General features: G+C 37.0%; 11 protein-coding genes. 2 read left to right on the top strand and 9 right to left on the bottom strand.

The features are described 5' to 3' along the window. Window positions 1–70: 70 nt before the first annotated feature. The 9 genes from ABWO41_RS01510 to ABWO41_RS01470 all read right to left on the bottom strand — a co-directional run bounded on the left by ABWO41_RS01510 (window position 71) and on the right by ABWO41_RS01470 (window position 18,080). Window positions 71–1,066: an alpha/beta fold hydrolase gene (locus ABWO41_RS01510; RefSeq protein ID WP_353132355.1), complete on the bottom strand. Its 996-nt coding sequence runs from the start codon at window positions 1,064–1,066 to the stop codon at window positions 71–73. Between the two features lie 163 nt (window positions 1,067–1,229). Next, entirely contained in the window at window positions 1,230–2,483 is a 1,254-nt protein-coding gene (locus ABWO41_RS01505) for an MFS transporter (RefSeq protein WP_353132353.1), read from the bottom strand. Beyond that, the gene (locus ABWO41_RS01500) at window positions 2,476–3,414 is read right to left on the bottom strand and encodes an ROK family protein (RefSeq protein ID WP_353132351.1); all 939 of its coding nucleotides are present in this window, start codon (window positions 3,412–3,414) and stop codon (window positions 2,476–2,478) included. Before ABWO41_RS01500 ends, ABWO41_RS01505 begins: the two co-directional genes overlap by 8 nt. 107 nt (window positions 3,415–3,521) lie before the next feature. Next, entirely contained in the window at window positions 3,522–7,610 is a 4,089-nt protein-coding gene (locus ABWO41_RS01495; RefSeq protein ID WP_353132349.1) for a hybrid sensor histidine kinase/response regulator transcription factor, read from the bottom strand. Window positions 7,611–7,665: 55 nt separating this feature from the next. Further along, window positions 7,666–10,272: a DUF4962 domain-containing protein gene (locus tag ABWO41_RS01490; protein ID WP_353132347.1), complete on the bottom strand. Its 2,607-nt coding sequence runs from the start codon at window positions 10,270–10,272 to the stop codon at window positions 7,666–7,668. Window positions 10,273–10,277: 5 nt separating this feature from the next. Continuing rightward, the gene (locus tag ABWO41_RS01485; RefSeq protein ID WP_353132345.1) at window positions 10,278–11,648 is read right to left on the bottom strand and encodes a sulfatase family protein; all 1,371 of its coding nucleotides are present in this window, start codon (window positions 11,646–11,648) and stop codon (window positions 10,278–10,280) included. A 23-nt stretch (window positions 11,649–11,671) separates the two neighbouring features. Next, on the bottom strand, window positions 11,672–13,165 hold the full coding sequence (locus ABWO41_RS01480; protein ID WP_353132343.1) for a sulfatase family protein: 1,494 nt from the start codon (window positions 13,163–13,165) through the stop codon (window positions 11,672–11,674). Between the two features lie 14 nt (window positions 13,166–13,179). Then, the gene (locus ABWO41_RS01475) at window positions 13,180–14,814 is read right to left on the bottom strand and encodes a sulfatase family protein (protein WP_353132341.1); all 1,635 of its coding nucleotides are present in this window, start codon (window positions 14,812–14,814) and stop codon (window positions 13,180–13,182) included. Window positions 14,815–15,488: 674 nt separating this feature from the next. After that, complete coding sequence (locus tag ABWO41_RS01470; RefSeq protein ID WP_353132339.1) at window positions 15,489–18,080, bottom strand: DUF4962 domain-containing protein; 2,592 nt, start codon at window positions 18,078–18,080, stop codon at window positions 15,489–15,491. Between the two features lie 250 nt (window positions 18,081–18,330). Between ABWO41_RS01470 and ABWO41_RS01465 the strand changes: the two genes are divergently transcribed. Together ABWO41_RS01465 and hepC are read left to right on the top strand one after the other, a co-directional pair. Next, window positions 18,331–19,527 carry a glycoside hydrolase family 88 protein gene (locus ABWO41_RS01465; RefSeq protein WP_353132337.1) on the top strand — a complete coding sequence of 399 codons (1,197 nt, stop codon included), beginning with the start codon at window positions 18,331–18,333 and terminating at the stop codon, window positions 19,525–19,527. A gap of 7 nt (window positions 19,528–19,534) precedes the next feature. Next, window positions 19,535–21,505 carry a heparin-sulfate lyase HepC gene (gene hepC / locus ABWO41_RS01460; RefSeq protein WP_353132335.1) on the top strand — a complete coding sequence of 657 codons (1,971 nt, stop codon included), beginning with the start codon at window positions 19,535–19,537 and terminating at the stop codon, window positions 21,503–21,505. Window positions 21,506–22,355 lie beyond the last annotated feature (850 nt).

The following is a 22,355-nucleotide window of genomic DNA, read 5'->3' as shown; positions in this document are numbered from 1 at the left end:
ATTCGTATTGGAAAGACATAAAAGTCGTTAGTCTTAACCAAACGTTTTGAGAATGCCTTGGTTCTATTTATCAATTCTTCAGGAAATCAAATAACGGTTTTATAAATCTCTCAAAAACCTCTATATGCGGCAAATGCCCTACTCCTTCTAATTCTATTAACTTCGAACCGGGAATTTCCTGCTGTGTTTTTTTGCCCAATACATCATATCGGCCCATAGTAGCTTGCACTTCCTGATTGGCTCTGTCTTTCCCTAGTGCTGTTCTGTCTCTGGTTCCTATAATTAGTAAAGTTGGCGTTTTTATATTTTTAAATTCGTAAACCACAGGTTGGGTAAAAATCATATCAGTAGTTAAGGCTGCATTCCAGGCAATTATGGGATAATCTTTATGCAAGGTCCAGCCTGCCAAAAGATTTAACCACGGTTCATATTCTGTTTTCCATTTGTTATCGTAATAGAATCTAAGCTGATAATTTTTATAGCTTTCTACAGAATTCCTTAATTCGCTCTGATAATTTTTGTCTACAGACTGATAAGGAGCCAATGCTTTATAATCTTCCAATCCAATAGGGTTTTCCAATATCAGTTTCTCTGTAATTTCCGGATACATTAATGCAAAACGGGTTGCGAGCATTCCGCCCATAGAATGTCCTAAAACAATGGCTTTATGTATTTTAAGTGTATCTAAAATGGATTTGGTATGCTGAGCCAGCTGGTTGAAACTATACTGATAGTATTGTGGCTTGGTTGATTTCCCAAAACCTATCTGATCGGGTACAATAACCCGGAAACCGGCGTCATTTAATGCTTTGATTGTTCGTTCCCAATAAGCTCCGTTAAAGTTCTTCCCATGAAGCAAAACAATATTCTTTCCATTATAATTAGCTGGCTTTACATCCATATAAGCCATTTTAAGAGGCTGATTCTGGGAATTAAAGCTCAGGAAATGTACTTTAAAGGGATAAACAACCGTAGACAGATCTTTATCCAGTGCTTCCAATTTTTGCTGCGCATTTACAAAAACTGAAAAACAGCATAGAAGAATAACGAAGAATATCTTTTTCATAGCAGTTTTTTTATCAAAAATACATGTTTTATAAAAAACGGAGTAATTAGTCTTGATTTAAAACTACAATTACTCCGTTTACACAATCTGGTGTTATCTCAATTACCCCGGCTTTTAGTCTCCAAGAGATGCCCTGGCACTTTATGCTTTTTGCTATTGGCCTTTAACCATCTATGTTCTTTTTTGACCGAATAGTTTTGTTACTTATTAAAGGCTTTGCAAAAAAGGCCAGATACATAATGTAGCCAATACTGATATAAAGTACCATTAACGCATACCGCAGCCCTATATAATCGCCTAAAGTTCCAACAATAAGTGGCAATAGCGCTCCTCCAAAAATTCCTGTACATAAGATTCCCGAGAATGAACCATGATGCTTCGTTACCGAGTTTAATGCCAATGAAAAAATTATTGAAAACATCACGGAGATGGTAAATCCGGAAATCATAAAAGCATAATAGGATTGTTCTGCAGAACCGAACAATGCAGCGGTAAGGGCAATTAAAGTTAAAAACGCTGCTCCTTTCAAAACTGTTTTGGAATCTAATATCTTCAATAACAATAACCCCAACAGGCACCCTATAGACATTAAACCCCAGAACCAGGCTACTGCTTCTGCTCCCCGAGTAGAAGCATCGAATCCATGGTATTGTTTAAGAAATTCTGACATCCAATTCGCCAAACATTGTTCTGTACCTACATACGCAACAATACCTATAAAAAATGCAATAACTTTATTATCTTTTATCAGTTCCAGATAAGTATCTAAACTTCCACCTTTTTCATCTTCTTTTAATTCAACTTTTGGAATGTTAATTGAAAAAACTAAAAGGAATACCGCTATAAATATGACGCCAAACAACCAATATAAAATAGTCCATTGCTGGTTAAGGTTTATTAAAGAATTCAAAAAGACTATAAAACCATTTTCCTGATTATTGACGAATTTATCTGACGTAAGAAAAGTAAATACAAAAGGACTAACAAAAGAACCTAAACCAAATATCAATTGGGCCAGAACAGAATAAAAAGCATAATTATCTTCGCCACCTACTGTTCTCATTAAAGGGTTTATAATAACCTGCAGCATAGCCATCCCTATACCTATTGTAAATAAGGAAAAAAGGGCTACACCATAAACCGGATAAATAGCTAAAGCCAAAGAACCTAACAAGTTTAGAGAAAATGCAATAAGCATAGCTTTTTTTTCTCCTATACGTTCTATTAACGTTCCTGCAGGTATAGAAGCAATGCCGTAAGCTAAGAAAAACGAAAACGGCAAAAACGCAGCCATGGTAAGACTTAACTTGTACGTCTCGATAACGATTGGCATTAAAGGCCCAATTATATTTGTTACAAAAGATATAACGAACCAGATCACCAAAATGACCAATACTAAAAATTTACTTCTATACATGCTTTATATGTTCTAATTGCTTTTTAAACTTTGAAAAAACATTTGCTGCACAACCTAACAATCCGGCATCATTGCCTAATTGTGCTCTGAGGATATGTGTATTTGTTATGGTATCCGGCATTGCCATTTGAGCTACCCGGTTTCTAATTTCACCAATATAGAAATCTCCCGCTTCTGAAATTCCACCACCAATAATTACCTTTTGCGGACTAAAAATATTTACTAAACTTGTAATACCTGCAGACAGGTAATCGAAGTGTTGATGCAGCACTTTCACTGCTGCTGCTTCGTTTTCTAAAAAAGCTGCAACAATTTTTTTCCCGTCGCTTCTTTCGCCGGTCAGTTCGAAATATTCCTGAATTAAAGCGGAAGTAGAAGCATAAGCTTCAAAACAACCTTTCGCTCCACAAGAACATTTTTTACCATTATGATTAATGATAATATGTCCTAATTCTGTTCCGTGATTCTGATAACCGCCGTACAGTTCATTTTTTATAATCAGGCTCCCTCCTATACCTGTACCAATGGTCAAGAAAACGGCATCTGTTGCATTTCTTCCTGCACCAAACATTTTCTCGCCCCAGGCCATCATATTGGCGTCGTTATCTGCAATGACAAATAATCCGGTAGATTGTGCAATAACCTCACCTATTGGATAATTTTTAAATCCAGGCAAATTATCGGCACCACCAATTACTATATTATTATTTACAATACCGGGAAATCCGATACCCACTCCTAAAATCTGATCGGCTCTATGATTTGCACATTTTCTGATAGCAGCATTAATCAATACAACTACATCATCGGCTGTTTCAATGTCATTTAACGGCATTAAAAAAGAATAGATGATTTTTCCTTTACGATCTACCAATCCACATTTTAGGGAAGACCCTCCTACATCAATCCCTATCGAATAAAAATCTTTCACTTAGCAAATATTTGAATTCAAAAATATCGAACAATACACCTTCCGGATTTCAATCCTAGCTAATTATGTTTCAATTTTGATTCAAATTCTTTAAAAACCAGAAAAATTTATCCCTCGTTTTTCTTTGCAATGTATTCTGTAGGCATACAATCGTAGTATTGCTTAAACGCAGTAGAAAAATAAGAAGGAGAATTGAAACCACACATATAGGCAACCTGTGCTACCGTATATTGCTTTGATTCCAGTAATTCCACAGCCTTTTTAAACCTAATACGCTTAATAAAATCTGTGGCAGATTCTCCTGTAATTGCTTTCAGTTTCAGATATAAATTAGATCTGCTCATGCCTACTTCTCTGCTAAATTTATCTACAGAAAAGTCGGAATCGCTGAGATGTTTTTCTATTGTTGCAATAGCTTGTCTCAGGAACTCTTCATCCAGCGTATTAAAAGCAATATTTTCCGGCACTATTTCTTTCGATTCCGAATAAAATTCCTTTAAGCGTTTCCTGGATTTTAAAATGCTCTGGATTTTTGCATATAGCAAACTCATAGAAAATGGCTTAGTCACATAATCATCCGCCCCTGCTTCCAGTCCTTTAATCTGATGTTGGGTTTCGTTTTTAGCCGTTAGTAATATGATTGGTATATGGCAGGTATTGATATTCTGTTTAATTTTTTTGCAGACCTGTATTCCGTCTATCTCAGGCATCATTACATCAGAAATAATAAGATCGAAACTTTGTTCTTCCAAAATCTCTAATGCCTCTTTGCCATTATAGGCTACTGTAGTTTGAAACCTTTTGCTTAAATGCGAATGTAGAAAATCTACAATTTCATAATTGTCATCTACAATAAGTAAGTGTTCTTTTTCGTCTGTTACGCCCTCTGGTTCTTCTTCAAATTCTTCTGTTTCGGCGTATTCCTGCGCTACAGTATTTTCAATAACTAAACTAAATTCTTCTGCGTTGAGATTTTCTGTTTGCACTTCATCTACAATAGGAATGTTGACTGCAAACACAGAGCCTTCGCCTTTTTTACTGTTCAATTGAATAGTCCCTCCGTGAAGATCAACCAGTTTTTTAGTAAATGCCAGACCAATGCCAGAACCTAAATTCATTTCCTGATTGTCTACCTGGTAAAATCTTTCAAAAACACTGCGCTGCTCTTCGGCATCTATTCCAATTCCGGTATCTGAAACTATGATGACTACCTCGTGACTGCTTTTCGTCAGGCTTATTTCAATAGCTCCGCCTTTTGGAGTATACTTAAAGGCATTGGAAAGGAGGTTGAAACAGATTTTTTCTATGGCATCTTTATCAAAAGACAAAGGCAATCTGTTTTCTGTTGATTTGAAACTATATTTGATTCCATTTTTTTCAGACAGAACTATAAAAGAACTATACACATCGTGTACAAAACTTACGATATCGCCTTTTGTAAGTTTTAGTTTTCTTGTTCCCGCTTCAGCTTTCCTGAATTCCAATAACTGATCTACCAAATTCAGTAACCTTCTGGTATTTAACAGGATTAGTTCGTGATACTTTTTTACGGTCTTTTCAGAAACTTTGTTGTTCATCAACTCTTCCAAAGGAGCGATAATCAAAGTAAGTGGCGTCCTGAACTCATGAGAAATATTGGTAAAGAAATCGGTCTTCATTTTATTAATAGAATCGATTTTCTCACGTTCCAGCCTTTCTAAATTAAGCTTATTGGTAGTAAATTCTCTTTGTAACCGCTCCATTTTAAGTTGATGCAGCGTTTTCATCCGTTCAGTAACAATAGAATACGCCATATAAACACCACCAATACACAAAGCTGTTATCAGTAAAAAGAACCAGTTACTTTTCCACCACGGTGGTAAGATTTTTATTTTTAACATTCTCTCCGGACTGGATTCCCCTAAAGGACCTATTGCCTTCACCCTAAATGTATAATTCCCTGCTTTTAGATTGGTGTAGGTTACTTTTGGGACGGCTACCGTTTCCTGCCAGTCATGGTCAAACCCCTCCAGTTGGTATAAATATTTGATCTTGTTCGGAGAAATATAGTTAAACGTATTGAAATTTATAGTAAACTGCTTTTGATCGTGATTAAGCTTAAGTACTTCCTGCTTGTCTATATGTTGATTGAGGATATTATGTGCATCGCCTGCAAAGACAGGTTTATTTAAAACCTCCATCCCTGTGAAAGTAAGATCCAGCTTCATCTTCTTCGGAGTCACATCCTTCGGGTAGAAGTATGTTAAACCATTTATGCCGCCAAACAGGAGCATTCCGTCAGATGTTCTATCTACCGCAGAAAGGTTAAATTGGTTATTCTGCAAACCATCTTTAATATCAAACAGTTGATAAAGCTTTTTATCCGGATTGAATTTTAAAAGATTTTTTGATAAAGATAACCAGAGATTACCTTCATTATCTGATATAATTCCGTAAACAATACCTTTTACGAGATTTTTATTATCCTTAAAAACAGAAAACGACTTTGTTTTTTCATTATAGAGATTAATTCCGTCTCGGGTTGCAACCCAAATTCTGCCTTTTTTATCTTCTGTGATGGAAGTAACAACATCATTATTCAGCTTTGATCCGGAAAAGGTATCAAAAATAAGCTGATCGGGATATAGGATATTCACACCGTTGGTTGTTCCTATCCAAATCCTGCCCTTGCTATCTTCTTCCAGGGTGGTTATTTCGTCGGAAGATAGCCTTGTTCCTCTTTTATCTAAATATAAATGAGAAAAACTTCTGGTAGATGCATTAAATCTATCAAGACCAGAGCGTGTTCCAACCCAAATCCTTCCCGATTTATCCCGCAACAGGGCATATACCATATCTCCGGCTATAGAAGCACCGTCATCTTCTTTATGTCTGAATACAATAGTTTTTCCTGTAGCAGGATTAAAGTAATTTAATCCTGCGTTGTGGGTTCCTATCAACACATTTCCCGAACCGTCAAACTCTATAGCTTTAATATTATTTGAAGCCAAAGAATTGATGTCTGCCTCGCTGTGAGAGTAATATCTGATGATGCCTTTCTTTCTGTCCCAAAAGTTAAGCCCTTTATCGTTCGTTCCAATCCATATATTCTTTTGTGGGTCTTCTTTTATAACATTTACAACGTGATCGTTCAAAGACAGGTTACCCGTGTTTCTGTTTAGGAAACTGAACCGGATATCATCACTATGGTAATAGGAAACTCCACCATAGAAAGTTCCCATCCACATCCCATGCTGCTTATCTCTGTAAATATATCTAACTGAATTCTGACTTAAAGTATAAGGAACCGATGACTGATGGAGATAGTTTTGGATACTTCCATCTTCTTTATTAAAAATGGAAAGACCTTTAAACGTTCCAACCCATAAATTACCCGACTCATCTTTTTCAATACTTCTTACATCGTTGTCGGCCAGACTTACTCCCGCAGAACCAACAAGGTGCCTATATTGCTTTACCGTTTTAGAAATCCGGTTATACTCAAAAAGGCCAAAACCTTCGGTTCCGGCCCATACATGTTGTTTATCGACAAAAATGTAGTTAATTTTTACCTTCTTGTCTATTGGGAATCTGTTAATTTTATGACTTACAGGGTCAAATTGAAAAACGCCGGCATCTGTTCCCAGCAGGAAGTGGCTGTCTATTCTGGCAATATGCCATACATTGTTAATTCCTTTATTGTAAGCCTGTAAATCTATTTGGTGGAAAGTATCTTTCTTTGCATCATGAACATAAAGTTCTCCGCCGCTTGTACTTACCCACAATCTTTCTTTTTTGTCTTTATTTATGGATGTTACAAACCATTCACCCGGTTTTATTTTTAATGAATAGTTTTTAAAAGACTCTTTTACATAATCAAACGAACTAATCCCCTTATTTCCGCCTACCCATAATACACCTTTACTATCTAAAAAGAGACTCCTGATATAAGATGACTCAATGGAGTTTTTATCCTTTTTTACCGGACGGTATACTTGAAATGAACCACCATCGTAACGGTTGAGACCATCTTGCGTTCCCATCCATAAAAAGCCCAAACTATCCTGTATAATGGTGTACACAGTACTTTGGGAAAGCCCCTGTTCTATCGAAATTGTTCTAAACTGTCTTTTAGCATCGTGTTCTAATTGTGCAAAAAGCAAGGCGTGTGACATTACACAAACTAGAAAAACCAAACTTTTTATTGTCTTTTTCATGGCATTCAAATGTTATTAGTCCACATCGCTTTTTACACAATTAATACGAAAATAATTATTTTCCGATGTCCTGATGAACTACAGCTGGCAAAATATCTGATACTTCCTGTTTATGCCCATTCTCTACCAGTACCGAGCTCTCGGAATTATCAATTTTAACAGGTTTTCCTGCAACATTCATTTCTTTATTTCCATAACTGAATACTGCTTTCTGATCTGAGGATACAATATATAAGCCCGGAGTTTCATTTATATTTAAATTTGCAGAAATTGTCCATTCTCCTATCTGTAATTTTTGTAAACCTTTTGTTACACCTACATTCTTAACAGGTTTCAGTACTTTATCCTGTATCTGAAGAATTGTCAGAAACCTTTGCTTACTTTGACTTGCAGATGTTACTCCTGCATGCCACTGGTTGCTAAACTGAATAATATTTCCTTCATCATCGGTTTTACCTTTCCAGTTTTTAGCAGGATAATTATATTTATTATGTACCGCAAGAGCAGTATTACTGCTGGAAAATACAGTAGCATTAGATTGTACAAAATCAGACTTCAATTCAAAAACCTTTGCATTAACAAGGTTAGTTTTTACTTCCTGCATTAAATACGGACTATGCATTTGTGAGGTCCATTTAATTGGCGCTACAGATTCCAGCTCATCATAAACCACTACATAATTACTATCTAACTGTAATACATGACGTCTGAATTTTTTAACTCCAGCATCTCCATATCCGCTTTTTCTATCTGCCTTTATTTTTATTTGGGCAAACCTGTCCAGCCAGAAACTTGTGGTTAAATTACCATATGCACTTGAAGCATCCCCTAAAGCATATTGAATTCTGTTACCTGTTATAAACCTTGGTATCCAACCATAACCGTCTTCGCCTAACCGTTGGCTTAAGCTATCAGCTAATACAGTACAATGCCCTCTGGATGAGCGATAATCTAACAAATTATGCGCATCGCTAAAATTAGAATAAAACCCTGTGCCCCCGTATACCTTTTTCCCTTTATAATTTACTGTAAGCGCATTTTGAGCGGCATGTGCATGTCCCGCAACTCCGTAAGGATTAGAGGTTAAGAATACATTCACATTTTTCGAAACATCGTTCAGGTTAGAATGCATAGCCACTAAACCTATATCTCTAAAATCTCTGGATTTTGGTAAATCTGTTGGTTCTTTCGACGCCAATTCAACTTTTTCCCCTTTATAGTTCAACAACCTGAATAATAAAAAATCATCATTAGCTCTAAAAAAATCAGGATATAGCGTCCTTATTTCTTTAGCATACCAAACTAAATAAGGATTATTGATTTTTGTTGATAAAGCATCGGCAAACAAACCGTGGTTTCTAACTATATCCGATAAATTTTCATGCATATCTCCCTGCGAAACAGAAGTAGATTTTGGAGGATAAGAATAAAGGATATAATAAGCCAGATTCTGCATCCAATCCTCTTCGAAATAGTTTCTTCCGGATAAATCGCCAAATAGTAAAGGTAAATATATAAGGGTCTTATAATGTACTCTGAAATAGCCATTACCTTCATGCCACCCACCATCGGTAGAAGCCAGAACCGGAAAACGGGCATTCCAAACTTCATAAACGTATGACAGCCATTTGTTTGCTTCCGGTATATCGTTAGCCACAGCTAAAGCCGCTATAGAAAAATTTCTTAAGATATGCTGCCAAACGTGGTTGTCGCACATTTGCAATTCAAAACGGTTAGGAAGATGTTTATAAATCTGGTTGCCACGAATAAAAATCGATTTCTTTAGCAGTTCTTTTTCTTCCTGGGTAAGATAATCATATCCTAAATCATATAAAGTTGCCAAGCCTTCTATAATATTTCCATTATTAAAATCGTCTCTGCTGGCATAACCTTCAGGATCCATTCTGGCTACATGTAAACCTTGTCTTATGGCCTCACTAATGAAACTTTTGTCTTTGGTTAAATAGAATGCTATACATAAATCTTTAATAGGATTAGCTACCTTATTTCCAAAACCATGATACATAAATTCTACCATTTGCTTTTTCTGCAATTCGTTCATTCCGGTAGTATCTCTGGGTCTGGTAGGTTTTTCTTCGGGCAAAGGCCTGCCCAATTGCTTTCGCATAGAAGCTACAAAAGCCTTAGCTTCCGGATTATTTTTATTGTTGGCAGAAAAGGTTTCCGCATTTTGATTTAATGACCATAACCTTGGATGCTTTTGATCTTTTAAATTCGCAAGCATTTGTTTGGCCGAAGGCGAACTTTTCGACTTCTCTGCCTTAACAATCAGAAAAGAGTTTACCGCAGACCAGTTCCATTCTTTGCTGTCTTTGGTTTTGTAGGCATATTTCCAGAACCATTTACCTTCTGCTAAATTTTGATGCACAGGAAATACAGCCCATTCCTGTTCGTCTCCTAAAAGCAAATTCTTTTGAAAAGATTCATCTGCAGAAAGTTGAATTTTATAGATTATATCTTTTCCGGGAGTACCAGGCCACAATAAACAGACTTCATTAGATTTTACTTTAACATCGTTTATAGGATAAGCCCATTCCCTAACTCTAGGGTGCAACATAGGCACCTCTATTTTCTGAACTGCTGCTTGTTGCGGTGGCGCAGCAAGCAGCAGTTGTGCAGCTAATAATAAAGCTGTTAACATATATCCTAGTTATAAGGGTTAAAGGAATCGTTATTTTTACGTGTATAATCTTTCAGGTACTCACGCATACTTTTCAAGGTCTTCTTATAACAAGCATCTACCACTAAATTTTTAGTCTCGCCCGGGTCTTTCTCCAAATCAAATAGCTGCTCTCTAAAGTTTCCTTTATCATAAACAATGTATTTGTATTTATGAGTAATAACTGCTCTGCCCCTAATCCCCAATAAAACCGTATTATCTGCAAAATCGGTTTCTATAACCAGGGTATCCCTAAGTTTGTGCTGAGGGTTGTCCATTACTTTCTTAATATCTGCTCCTTTTAAATAAGCAGGCGTTTTTACACCGGCATAAGACGCTATAGTGGTCATGATATCTGTACCATTACATATTAAGCTGTTATTAACCTGCGGCTTAAACTCCCCTATTTTTGAAATGATAAACGGTACCTTAGCAGATTCCTGATATAAAACCTGTTTCTGGTTCCACTGATGTGCTCCATAACCATCACCATGGTCACTTGTAAAAATAATGATGGTATTATCTTCCAATCCGTATTTCTTTAAACCATCCAGCATCATTTGCACATAGCCATCAACCTTTTCAATTAGTCTATTATAAGCCCATCTGTATTGCCTCCATCTTTCTGGTGCCCATTCTGTTGTTGGATAAGTTCTTGGATTTACCTTTTGCTGCTCTCTGATAATGGGTGGTTCGTGAGGTGATATCTTCCAGTTGTAGGGTAAAACCGGACATAATTCCGGAGCTGGCGGTGCAGATATGAAATCCATTTTTAAGAAATCATTTCTTGCCCATTCGCAAATATCATGAGGATTCAGGAACGACGCCACCAATAAAAAAGGATTGTCTTTATTCTCTTTCATGAATTTTGCACTATAAGCCGGGATAGCTGCATCTATAAAATCACCATTCCAGGTATTATGGATATAATCAAAACCATGTTGGGAGATTTTAGTGGTTGGCAGCGGTAAATGCCATTTACCAACATAAGCCGTTTTATAGCCGCCTTCTTTAAATATCTTTCCCATAATCAACAAAGAATCTGGCCATTGTCCATCCTCTTCGGAATAGTTTCCTACAAAACCGTTCTGGCTTGGCATTACACCGCTAAAAATAGAAGAACGGGAAGGAGTACACAAAGGCTGTGCACAATAAGCTTCTGTAAATCTTGTACCATTTGCTGCCAAAAAGTCCATGGCTGGTGTTTTCAAATCTGTATTACCAGCATTGCTCATGGCTTCCGCCGTTTGCTGGTCTGTCATGATAATCAAAATATTAGGTCTGTCAGACCTTTTACTTTGTGCCTGCCCAGACAATTGAGACAAAACCGCTGCAAGCATTAAAATGTATTTTTTCATAATCGCTGTATTTTACAACATGCTTATTTCAAATAATTATACATAGTATCTAAACCGAAAATTTCTATAGCTTCTTTGCTTGGCTTAGGTGTCTTATCAATTTCGCTAAAATAATCTGTATTGTCCCAAATAATTTTACCGCCGGTTTCTCTCGGATCTTTAGTTTCTTTAAGATATTGCACCATTTTAGCAGAAAGTTCTGCTTTTACCTTTTGATATTTGCTGTCGGCAGCAAGATTATGCAATTGATCAGGATCATTCGCTATATCATATAATTCTTCTGTAGGACGTTTAGCAAAAGCAAGATTGAAAGCTTGTTGGGCATCATCATCCTTATGTTTAAGAATAAAAAACTTAGCTGGTCCCGGATAGTTTAACATATATGGGTCTACATCTCCGTAAAGCGGAGGATCACCCGCAGGCCATCTGTCAGCTTCATAATTTTTGATATATAAATAATCTTTCGTTCTTAAAGCTCTTCCCGGATAACCTAAGCCATGCTGTCTTACAAATGCATGTCTTTCTCTCGCCAGTACCACAAACTCCCGCGAATCTTTATTATCTGCACCATTCTCAACAATTGGTAATAAGCTTTTTCCTGTCATATAAGCAGGAACTTCTGCATTTGCAAGCGTTAAAAAAGTTGGCGCTAAATCCAGCAATGTAACCAGTTCATCTGTAACGGCAGCTGTTTTAAATTTCTCGGGCCATGATACAATTAAAGGAACCCGTGTACCAAAATCGTATAAGTTTGCCAAACCGCGTGGCATTTGCCAACCATTGTCGCTACAAACAATAACAATAGTATTTTCCAATTGTCCGCTTTCTTTCAGTTGCTGCATGATCTCGCCTACTTCGGTGTCGAAAGTTTGTATTGCAGCGTAATAATCAGCAATGTCAATACGTACATCTTTAGTGTCCGGAAGGTAACCCGGCACTTTTATTTTATTAATGTCTATTCCTGCTTTTTCTCCCGAACCAACCTCGTAAGGACGATGCGGATGCAGACTGTTAAACCAATAACTCCATGGTTGCCCTTCTTTCCTGTCTTTTATAAACTCAGCAAAATTCGCGTACTTATCTCCTCCCGGATTACGCTTTCTTCCGTTCGCCTCAAAACTACCCGGCCCCCAACCTTTACCATCATACCCCACACGGTAACCTGCTTTTTCTAAAAGTTCTGGAAACACTTCGAATTTTGTAGGCAATGTACCCCACAAATTCGCTCCCTCTTCGATCCTCCAGATATCCTGACCTGTTAACATAGCCGCTCTGGCAGGTGTACAGGAAGGTGAGTTACAAAATGCATTTGTAAAACGAACACCCTCTGCCGCTATCTGGTCTATATTTGGAGTCTTAACAATACTATCACCATAAGCTCCCATATGATGCCACGACTGGTTGTCGGACATTAACAATAAAATATTGGGCCTTTCTTGCTTCTGTTCCCCTTTACACGCTGCTAAAAATACTACAGCCGCTATACAAAGGTTCTTAATACTGGTTAACTTATTCATAATTACTAAATCTTTTATTGTTCGGTTGGATTAGTGTCTTTATATTGTTTTTGTAACTTTTTCATTTTGGCATGCATCATCTTCGCCACATTTGCATAGCTGGAATCGTTATAGACATTTTTCATTTCTTTGGGATCTTTTTCCAAATCGTAAAGCTCCCATTCATCTATATCGTTATAAAAATGGATTAATTTATATCTGTCGGTCCGCACACCATAATGTCTTTTTACCATGTGCCAGCTTGGATATTCATAGTAATGGTAATAAACAGCATCTCTCCATTTTGCCAGAACCTTTCCATCATTCTCTATTATAGGTTTTAAAGATTTCCCCTGCATATCTTTTGGAATCTTCACTCCCGCATAGTCTAATAAAGTTGGTGCAAAATCTACATTCATGGCCAGGGCATCAGATACAATACCTTTTTTTATTCCATTCGGATATCTGATAAGCAAAGGTGTTCTTAAACATTCTTCATACATCATTCTCTTATCAAAGAAACCATGCTCTCCTAAGAAAAACCCCTGATCCGAAGTATATACAATAATGGTGTTGTCTAACTCACCTTCTTTTGCTAAATACGCCATCAACCTGCCCACATTTTCGTCTACCGCAACAACACAAGCCAGATAATCTTTCATATATTGTTGGTATTTCCATCTCGTCAGCTCATCGCCTTTCAGATTCAGGCGTCTATATTCTGCAACTCTTTTATCGTAAACCTTTGTCCATGCCGCTTTCTCCTCTGCTGTCATTCTATCAAAAACCTGAAAAAACCGTTGCTGATCCAGTGTTTTATCATTGGCGTGGGTAAAATCATCATCCTTAGCGTCAACAAACTTAGCTTTTGGCAACCTCGCTATAGAATCTAAATCCCTGGAAGACGCCAATTTTAAATCCCAGGCATCCCACATATCTTTAGAAATACTCATTAACTGCTCTTTTGATGCTCTTCCACGATTAGAATAATCGTCTAATAAGTTAGAAGGTTCTGCAAAAGTTTTATGATCAAACATACCTAAATGACGGGGAGCAGGCAACCAGTTTCTGTGTGGCGCTTTTTGCTGATAAATCAATAAAAATGGCTTTTCTTTATCACGAGATTCGAGATAGTTTATCGCTTTATCTGTAACTACATCCGTAACATATCCTTTTTCCTGAACTTTCTTTCCATTCTCGATAAATACCGGCTGATAATATTCGCCCTGATTAGGCAGTATACTATAATAATCGAACCCCATAGGTGTAGATCCCAAATGCCACTTCCCTATCATCGCAGTCTGATAACCGGCTTTCTTTAAGATTTGGGGATAAATCACCTGTGTACTGTCAAATACTTTATGATTATCGGTTAAGCCATTAATATGGTTATACTTACCTGTTAAGATGGTCGCTCTGGACGGACCGCAAACTGCATTGGTTACAAAACAATTATTAAATTTTATCCCTTCATTAGCTAACCGGTCAAGATTGGGTGTTGATATCAATCTGTTATCATAGGCGCTTAAGGCCTGAGTGGTATGGTCATCCGTCATGATAAAGACAATATTCATTTTCTTGTCTTTTTTCTGAACAGATTGAGCCTGTACCGTAAAGCTGAAAACGCCTGACAATAAAAAGGGAGTTGCGTATTTGAAAAGTTTCTTCATCGTTATTAAATAATATTAGCTTAGGTTCCGCAAGATTTACGAGCACTATCCACAATTTGATTTAAATATCTAATTGATTAGAACGAATTTAACCAGCTACTTAAAAAGAAGCTTTTAAAATCATCTAAAATACTTTCAGTTTTGGCTAAATATTATTTAAAGGACTAGCAGAATGTAGAATTAGCTGCTTGCGTCATTCTGATCAAAGGGAAAGAATCCCATTCGCAAGTGTATTACTTTTATGATGGGATGTTTCTCCCGCTCAAAACACATTAGCATCAGGTTAAGAACTTTTAGCAATCTAACCGTATCATAATCCCCTAACCCTTAACCCCTCCCCCTGAAGGAGAGGGAGAATCGGAAGTGCAAAATTAAGAACGGTGTTTCATCGCAGAAACATTGTACTTTTCTCCTTCTGCCTGCTCCAAAGGAGTCCCTTCGGGAAGGGAGAAGGTGCCCAAAGGGCGGATGAGGGAAACTCTTCACTTGATGCGCATGCGCTCAAAGCATAATCAGCAAAACAAAAGAGGGTGTCCAAAAAGTACTGTCTTTGTCAGGTTGAGCATTTCGACAAGCTCAATACAAGCTTAGTCGAAGCCTCTTCAGTGCTACTTAGGAACACATTTCGACTCCAATGTGACAGCATTAGTGCTTTTCAGCCATCTTCTTTAATCTTAAATTTCAAGATCTGGTAATTGGTCTGTCAACCTTACCTCTTTACCGTTTTCTTTTATAAGGGTAGCATCATTATATTCAATCGCCACATCGCCCTTTTTATTTTTAATGGAAAATGTTGGTTTACCTGAAGCTTTAATGTTTACCTTAATTATCCAATCGTCCACCAATATAGTATCATCAGAGGCGAATTGTGGTTTTGATAAAATATCGTCTTTATGATGAGTTCTGACAACAGTGACATAACGATAAGTTTTTTGTTTGGAAGAGCTGGCTGTAAAGTGCCAGTGGTTTGGATAAGGAGCAAAATGTCCTTTATCATCCGCTCGCAACCAATTAACTGCCGGATAGAAAAATTTATCTGTCTGATCTACCTTCAGTTTTTCAGGAGCGAACAGGTAAGCGTCAGAAACTCCATTAGTATTTGAAGCCTTTATATGCACCATATCTTTTTCTTCATTAACCAACATAGGATTTGTAATGGTATGCAGTAAATAATTCCACTCAACAGGCTGATCTGCCTCCAGCTCATCGTATATAAATAATAAATCTGCCCCTCCTAACTGCACTATATGTCTTCTGAAAGTTTTCAATTTGTTTTCGTCCCAGCCATTTTGCGGAGAATATTCCAGATGAGACACTTTTCCTCTTTCAATCCAAAGCGGAGATATCACTTTTCCATAAGCATTAGAAGCATCTCCAATCAGATAAGAAACTTTATCACCAGAGTAGTATCTCGGAATCCAGCCGTAACCTTCTGTTCCAATTTTCTGGCCCATTCCATTAACAAGAATGGTATTATGCGCTCTTGAGCTTCTATGCGAATAAATACTATGTTCGTCTGTGAAACTAATATGATGACCGCTGCTATAGAACAATGGCTTTCCAGCATAAAATGTGTTAAAAGCATTCTGATTTGCAGTAGCATGCGAGGTAGACCCGAAAGGACTTGAACGGAAGCTCATCATAGCGTTTTTTTTGATATTTTTCCAGCTGGACATAAAAGTTGCCAGCCCCGTATTAGGAAAAACATAAGACAAGGGCAAATCTGCCAGACCTTTTCCGGTTGGTAACGGTGTATTATCTTGCAAACGGAACCACGACAAATCTCCTGGTTTAGCCATAAATCCTTTTTTCATGATTTCTGGCCCCGCTGCTACGATCACCCTTACATAATCTGCTAAATAAGTGTTATTGGTTAACTTTGCCAATGCATCAGCATAAGCTACACGCGTACCACTGGGCTTTAATACATTTTGGTGCGAACTTCCATTCCCCGCTGATTTTGAAAATGGAGGTTGCTGAAAAATAGTATACATGGCAGAACCTTTATACCACGGATCACGGAAAAAATCGTAACCTCCAATTTGGCTATAGAAATACGGAACTTCAATTAAAGTACGTATGTTAACGTGGAAGTAAGAATCTCCTTCATGCCATCCACCATCATTATTAACACCTGGAAAACGGACAATCCACACATTGTAACAATAGTCTGCCCATTGCTTAGCCTCTGGCAATTCCCCATAAACAGCAAAAGCGGCCATGGTGAATATCCTTAGATTCATTTGAACCGTATGGTTGTCTGCAATATGCGCCTCGAAATGGTTGTGTATACGCTTAAAAAACTTATTTCCGTTTTCCTTTATTTCCTTAAGCAAGAGTTGTTTCTGTTGGCCCGATAATAGGTCATAGAAAGAATCATAGGCCATAGAACTTAAAGAAAGTAACGTAGATTCATTGAAGTCCCCTTTAAAATAAGGACTACTTTTCCAGCTTACAATTTCTTCAATTCGCTCCATTGCAGCGTTAAAATATCGCCTGTCCTTTGTTAATAGAAATGCCCTGATTAAACTTTCTGTATTGGCTTCTTCCCTATCTACAATTCTCCGGCTTTCTCTTACCAATAGGGCATTCCGCTTAACTTCAGTTTTTAGTTCTGCAACTTTGCTGGTATCTATTGTTTCTGCAATATTCCTGATATGTTTTTTTAGAACGCCGTTAGCATGCTCTAAATACCAACCACGCTCTTCTTTATGCTTAGCACCTTCTATAAATAGATCCCACTTTTCAGCTCTAATCCAAACTCTTGGATGAGTTTGAGGTAACTTTTTTATGAAATTGGTAAAAGACGGCGGGTTAAAAACCTCATTGCCATTTTCTACAGTAAATCTCAGTAATTTCGACCATGCAGTTTTCCCATCCTTTACATATCCATATTGCCAGAACCATCTTCCATTAGCATAAAGCGTTTCTGCATTATAAAACGCCCAATGACAATCTACATATTTAACATCTTTCTTAAATAAACTATCTTTTGAAATACGCAGGCGATAATTAATTTTATTAGGGTCTGGTTTATCTTTTGGCTCTTCCTCTATCCCATCTAAAGCTGCGCCCTGGTCTCCGTTATGAAGCAAAGGCCACATAAAGGCTACTTTCCTGTTCTGCACCTTTCCGTTATCCAAAGGAAAGGGAGTTGCTCTCATCTCATGCATTAACGTTATATCAGAAAGCTTAATTGTTGACTGTGCTTTCCCTTCATGAACAAATAGCTGAGAAAACAAGAAAACGATAAATATTTTTCTCATGATTTTAGATTTAATAATGTTAATCCAAATTATCTCATTCATTTATCTTATCGTTTTGAAATTGTCCAATTTCCTTTAAATTTTGAATAAACCAGAACAAAGAAAGCAAAAAACCTGTGTTATACTGGTCAATAGCTATTTATATCCCAATATATTTACATTCACCAAAATCAAAATCAATTTGGATAAAATCGAAATCCTAAACCACAGAAGCTTCATAATTTCACATAAGATTAAAACTGAAAATTATATGAGAAAAATTGCTAGCGTTCTGATTTGTAGCATAGCCTTAGTAATGGCTAAAAATCAGGTTCAAGCGCAAGAGGATTTGGGTTGGTTGAGAAATGCAAAGAAAAGCATAGTCCATCAATTGAAGAAAGCTGCCGATACTTATAAGCCCGGAATGAACCCCAGATCTGTTTATCCTGACGGAGAAGTAAGATTAGCTCCGCAAGAGGACTGGACCACCGGCTTTTTCCCTGGGTCACTTTGGTACGGATACGAAATTTCTGGCGATAAACAAATTGCAACAAGTGCCCGTAAGTTCACTTTAGCTATGGACTCGCTGAAAAACTTTACCCACACCCACGATCTTGGCTTTATGATCTATTGTTCTTTTGGCAACGGATACAGAATTACAAAAGACAAAGCTTACTTACCTACTTTAGAGAAAGGAGCAGCCAATTTATATAAGAGATATAATAAAACTGTAGGAGCAATCAGATCATGGGACTTTGGCCATTGGCAATTTCCTGTTATCATAGACAACATGATGAATCTGGATTATCTTTTTTGGGCAGGTAAAGCCTTTAAAAAGCCAGAATACGTAGATGCTTCTGTACAACACTCGTTAACAACATTAAAAAATCACTTCAGACCAGACAACAGCTCTTATCATGTGATCAGTTATGATACACTTTCTGGCAGAGCCATACAAAAAGAAACCCATCAGGGATTAACCCATGAGTCTGCATGGTCAAGAGGTCAGGCCTGGGGGCTATATGGTTATACCATGGCCTATAAAGAAACCAATAACAAAGTTTTCCTTAACCATGCAATTGCTATTGCCAAATTCATTATGGAACATCCTAATGTAGATGAAGACAAAATTCCGTATTGGGATTATGACATTCACAACGGTGGAAAAAGGGCTCCAAGAGATGCTTCGGCCGCAGCAGTAATCGCCTCCGCATTAATAGATTTAACAAAATATACCAACAATAAAAATTACTTCTCTTATGCAGAAGATATTTTAAAATCTCTGTCGTCTGATAAATATCTGGCTAAAGAAGATACAAACGGGTATTTTATATTGAAACACAGTGTTGGCGCTTTCTTGTATAACTCTGAGATAGACACACCTTTAAATTACGCTGATTACTATTATTTAGAAGCACTTTTAAGGTATGCTGATTCTAAAAACATAGATTTGAAAAAACTAAACTAGAAGAAAAATGAAAATAAAATCATTATTCATGCTTCTATTGCTTTTTCCGTTACTAAGTATCGGAAAAGGCAAATCTTCTATCTCCGGTGAAGATTTTAAAAACCTGAATCTGGACTATCCTGGCTTAGAGAAAGTTAAAAGTTTGGTGGCAAGTAAAAAATATGAAACAGCTGCAAAAACACTTTTGGCGTACTACAAACAGAGAAATAATATTAAACATCCGGATTATAACCCAGAAGATAGAGCAAAATTTTCGGGAAAGCCACTTTCTAAAGACAATCAGGAAAAAGCAGACAAGGGCTTAGAGCATCTTTTCTTCGTTCATAAAGGTTATGGATTCATTGACTATGGAAAAGATATCAATTGGCAGCACTGGCCAATAAAAGATAACGAAATCAGATGGCAACTGCACAGAACTTATTGGTGGCTTCCTATGGGATTAGCATATTGGTCTAGTGGTGACGAAAAATATGCAAAGGAATGGACTTTACAGTATCTGGACTGGATAAAGAAAAATCCACTCGGTTTATCTAAAGAAAATGACAGATTTGCATGGAGAGCTTTGGAAGTTGCTACCCGTGTTCAGGATCAAACAGCCATGTTTAATATATTCATTAGTTCTCCTTATTTCACTCCGGAGTTTTTAATGGCGTTTTTAAACAATTATAACAAACATGCGGATTACATTTTAAACAATTACTCCGACAAAGGAAATCACCTGCTTTTCGAAGCCCAAAGGATGATTTATGCAGGTGCCTTCTTTCCTGAATTTAAAGATGCCGCTAAATGGAGAAAAAGTGGTATTGATATATTAAATACCGAAATTAAAAAGCAGATTTATGCAGATGGAATGCAGTTTGAGCTATCTCCAAACTACCATACCGCAGCAATAAACATATTCCTGAAAGCACTAAGAATGACCCAACTGGCTAATCTGGATAGTGAATTTCCGCAGTCTTTTAAAGATACTATAGAGGAAATGATTATGGCTCAGGTAAATTTTTCCTTCCCGGATTATACCTATCCTATGTTTAGCGATGCTAAATTAGAAGATAAATCGGGAATGCTTAAGAACTACAAAGATTGGCTTAAAGTATTTCCGGGTAATAAAATTATACAGTACTATGCTACGGATGGCAAAAAAGGAGAAACCCCTAAATTTCTTTCACACGCTCTAAAAGATGGTGGATTCTATAGTTTTAGAAATAGCTGGAAAGATACCGCCACCGTAATGGTATTAAAAGCAAGCCCTCCTGCTTTCTGGCACAGTCAGCCAGACAACGGTACATTCGACCTTTGGGTTAAAGGAAGAAATTTTATGCCCGATGCAGGCGCTTATGTTTACGGAGGCGATGCAGAAATTTTGAAATTAAGAAACTGGTACAGACAAACCAGAGTACACAAAACATTAACACTTAACAATCAAAACCTGGACACCTGTGATGCTAAATTAATAAGATGGAACACTTCTGAAAACCTGGATGTATTGGTTTACAAAAACCCAAGTTATAAGAACTTAGACCATTACAGAACAGTTATGTTTGTTAACAAAAAATACTTCATCATTTTCGATAGCGCTGTTGGTAGTGCTACCGGCAACATTGGTGTCCATTTTCAATTGGCAGAAAATAACGAGCCTGTATATAATCTAAAAGAGAATAGCGTTGCTACTACTTATAAAGATGGTAACAACTTAATTATCAGAAATTTTAATACCGGAAAAGCTAAATTCACAAAAGAAGAAGGTAAAGTTTCCTATTCATACAGGAAAGAAGCTAATAGACCAGCATTTGCTTTTGAACAGGATAAAAAAGATGCAAAAGAAGTAAACTTTGCTACTGTTTTATATCCATTTAGTGGAAATCAAGCGCCAAAAATAGACTTTAAAGAAGAAGCTGGAAATGATCCGCAAGCCGGAAAAATACATTTTTCACTCTTTATAGATGGAAAAAAACAAATTATTAAGCATCAGTTTTAATAATAATTTGGTTTAGTTTTGAGGGGTCCCTGCTATCAATAGATGGCAGGGATTTTTTGTTGCTACCACAGTTATTCCCTCATGATATTTCATAGCTACCAGCTTTTATTATATAAAATTAATTAACAAAATCAAGTACCAACTGTAAATTGGCACTTTTGTGTCTTGTTTAAATAGCCGAACCGGCCAACATACTTTGCCATAATGCATTTAAATCAACTTTTCTGTCTTTAATCTGGCAGGTTTGGCTATTTTTCTTGTACCAACCTGGTGTCATCCTTGTGTGTTTCTGGTGTCATCCTTGTGTATAGCTGGTTCTAAGCCGGTATTAAGCTGGTGTCAAAGCACAATAACACTAATATATTTAGCAATCGGAGACTCAAAGTCCTTTTTAAATCGAAAAAGGTGTCGAAAAGATTCAACTGTTACGTTCTGCCATTCCGATACTTCAATAAACTCAGTACAGGCTTTAGGAGGAATCTCTTTAGTATTGAGATCTCTCGTATCCTTGGGATAAACTTTTTATTGGAGTCATGCTAAAGCATTCGAATAGGCGTAAAAATTATAATGAGGGTCGCGTCATGCTGACGACAGGAAGCATCTCATCATAAAAGACATCTTACATATGGGATTCTTCTCCCGCTTTGAGCGGGATCAGAAAGACGCATGTGGGTTAATTCTTGCAACTATTAGACAGATTCTACTAACATCGTCGAAGATGAAGGAAAAAATTAAAGCCATTACAAAAATGTGTCCACACAATAGGACTCTGTCACATAGTTATCAATTATTTATACAAACACGTCAATGGTAGTAGAGTCTAAATATGCTTGGATAGCATAGAAAAGGC

This window comes from Pseudopedobacter sp. (assembly GCF_040392825.1).
Lineage (GTDB): Bacteria > Bacteroidota > Bacteroidia > Sphingobacteriales > Sphingobacteriaceae > Pseudopedobacter.
The sequence above is the reverse complement of the archived record's forward strand: the minus strand, read 5'-3'. Positions and strand labels throughout refer to the sequence as shown.

What these genes read in the sequence shown, in the direction of transcription:
- ABWO41_RS01510 (WP_353132355.1), bottom strand. Translation starts at nt 1,066, where the DNA reads ATGAAAAAGATATTCTTCGTTATTCTTCTATGCTGTTTTTCAGTTTTT.
- ABWO41_RS01505 (WP_353132353.1), bottom strand. Translation starts at nt 2,483, where the DNA reads ATGTATAGAAGTAAATTTTTAGTATTGGTCATTTTGGTGATCTGGTTC.
- ABWO41_RS01495 (WP_353132349.1), bottom strand. Translation starts at nt 7,610, where the DNA reads ATGAAAAAGACAATAAAAAGTTTGGTTTTTCTAGTTTGTGTAATGTCA.
- ABWO41_RS01490 (WP_353132347.1), bottom strand. Translation starts at nt 10,272, where the DNA reads ATGTTAACAGCTTTATTATTAGCTGCACAACTGCTGCTTGCTGCGCCA.
- ABWO41_RS01485 (WP_353132345.1), bottom strand. Translation starts at nt 11,648, where the DNA reads ATGAAAAAATACATTTTAATGCTTGCAGCGGTTTTGTCTCAATTGTCT.
- ABWO41_RS01480 (WP_353132343.1), bottom strand. Translation starts at nt 13,165, where the DNA reads ATGAATAAGTTAACCAGTATTAAGAACCTTTGTATAGCGGCTGTAGTA.
- ABWO41_RS01475 (WP_353132341.1), bottom strand. Translation starts at nt 14,814, where the DNA reads ATGAAGAAACTTTTCAAATACGCAACTCCCTTTTTATTGTCAGGCGTT.
- ABWO41_RS01470 (WP_353132339.1), bottom strand. Translation starts at nt 18,080, where the DNA reads ATGAGAAAAATATTTATCGTTTTCTTGTTTTCTCAGCTATTTGTTCAT.
- ABWO41_RS01465 (WP_353132337.1), top strand. Translation starts at nt 18,331, where the DNA reads ATGAGAAAAATTGCTAGCGTTCTGATTTGTAGCATAGCCTTAGTAATG.
- hepC (WP_353132335.1), top strand. Translation starts at nt 19,535, where the DNA reads ATGAAAATAAAATCATTATTCATGCTTCTATTGCTTTTTCCGTTACTA.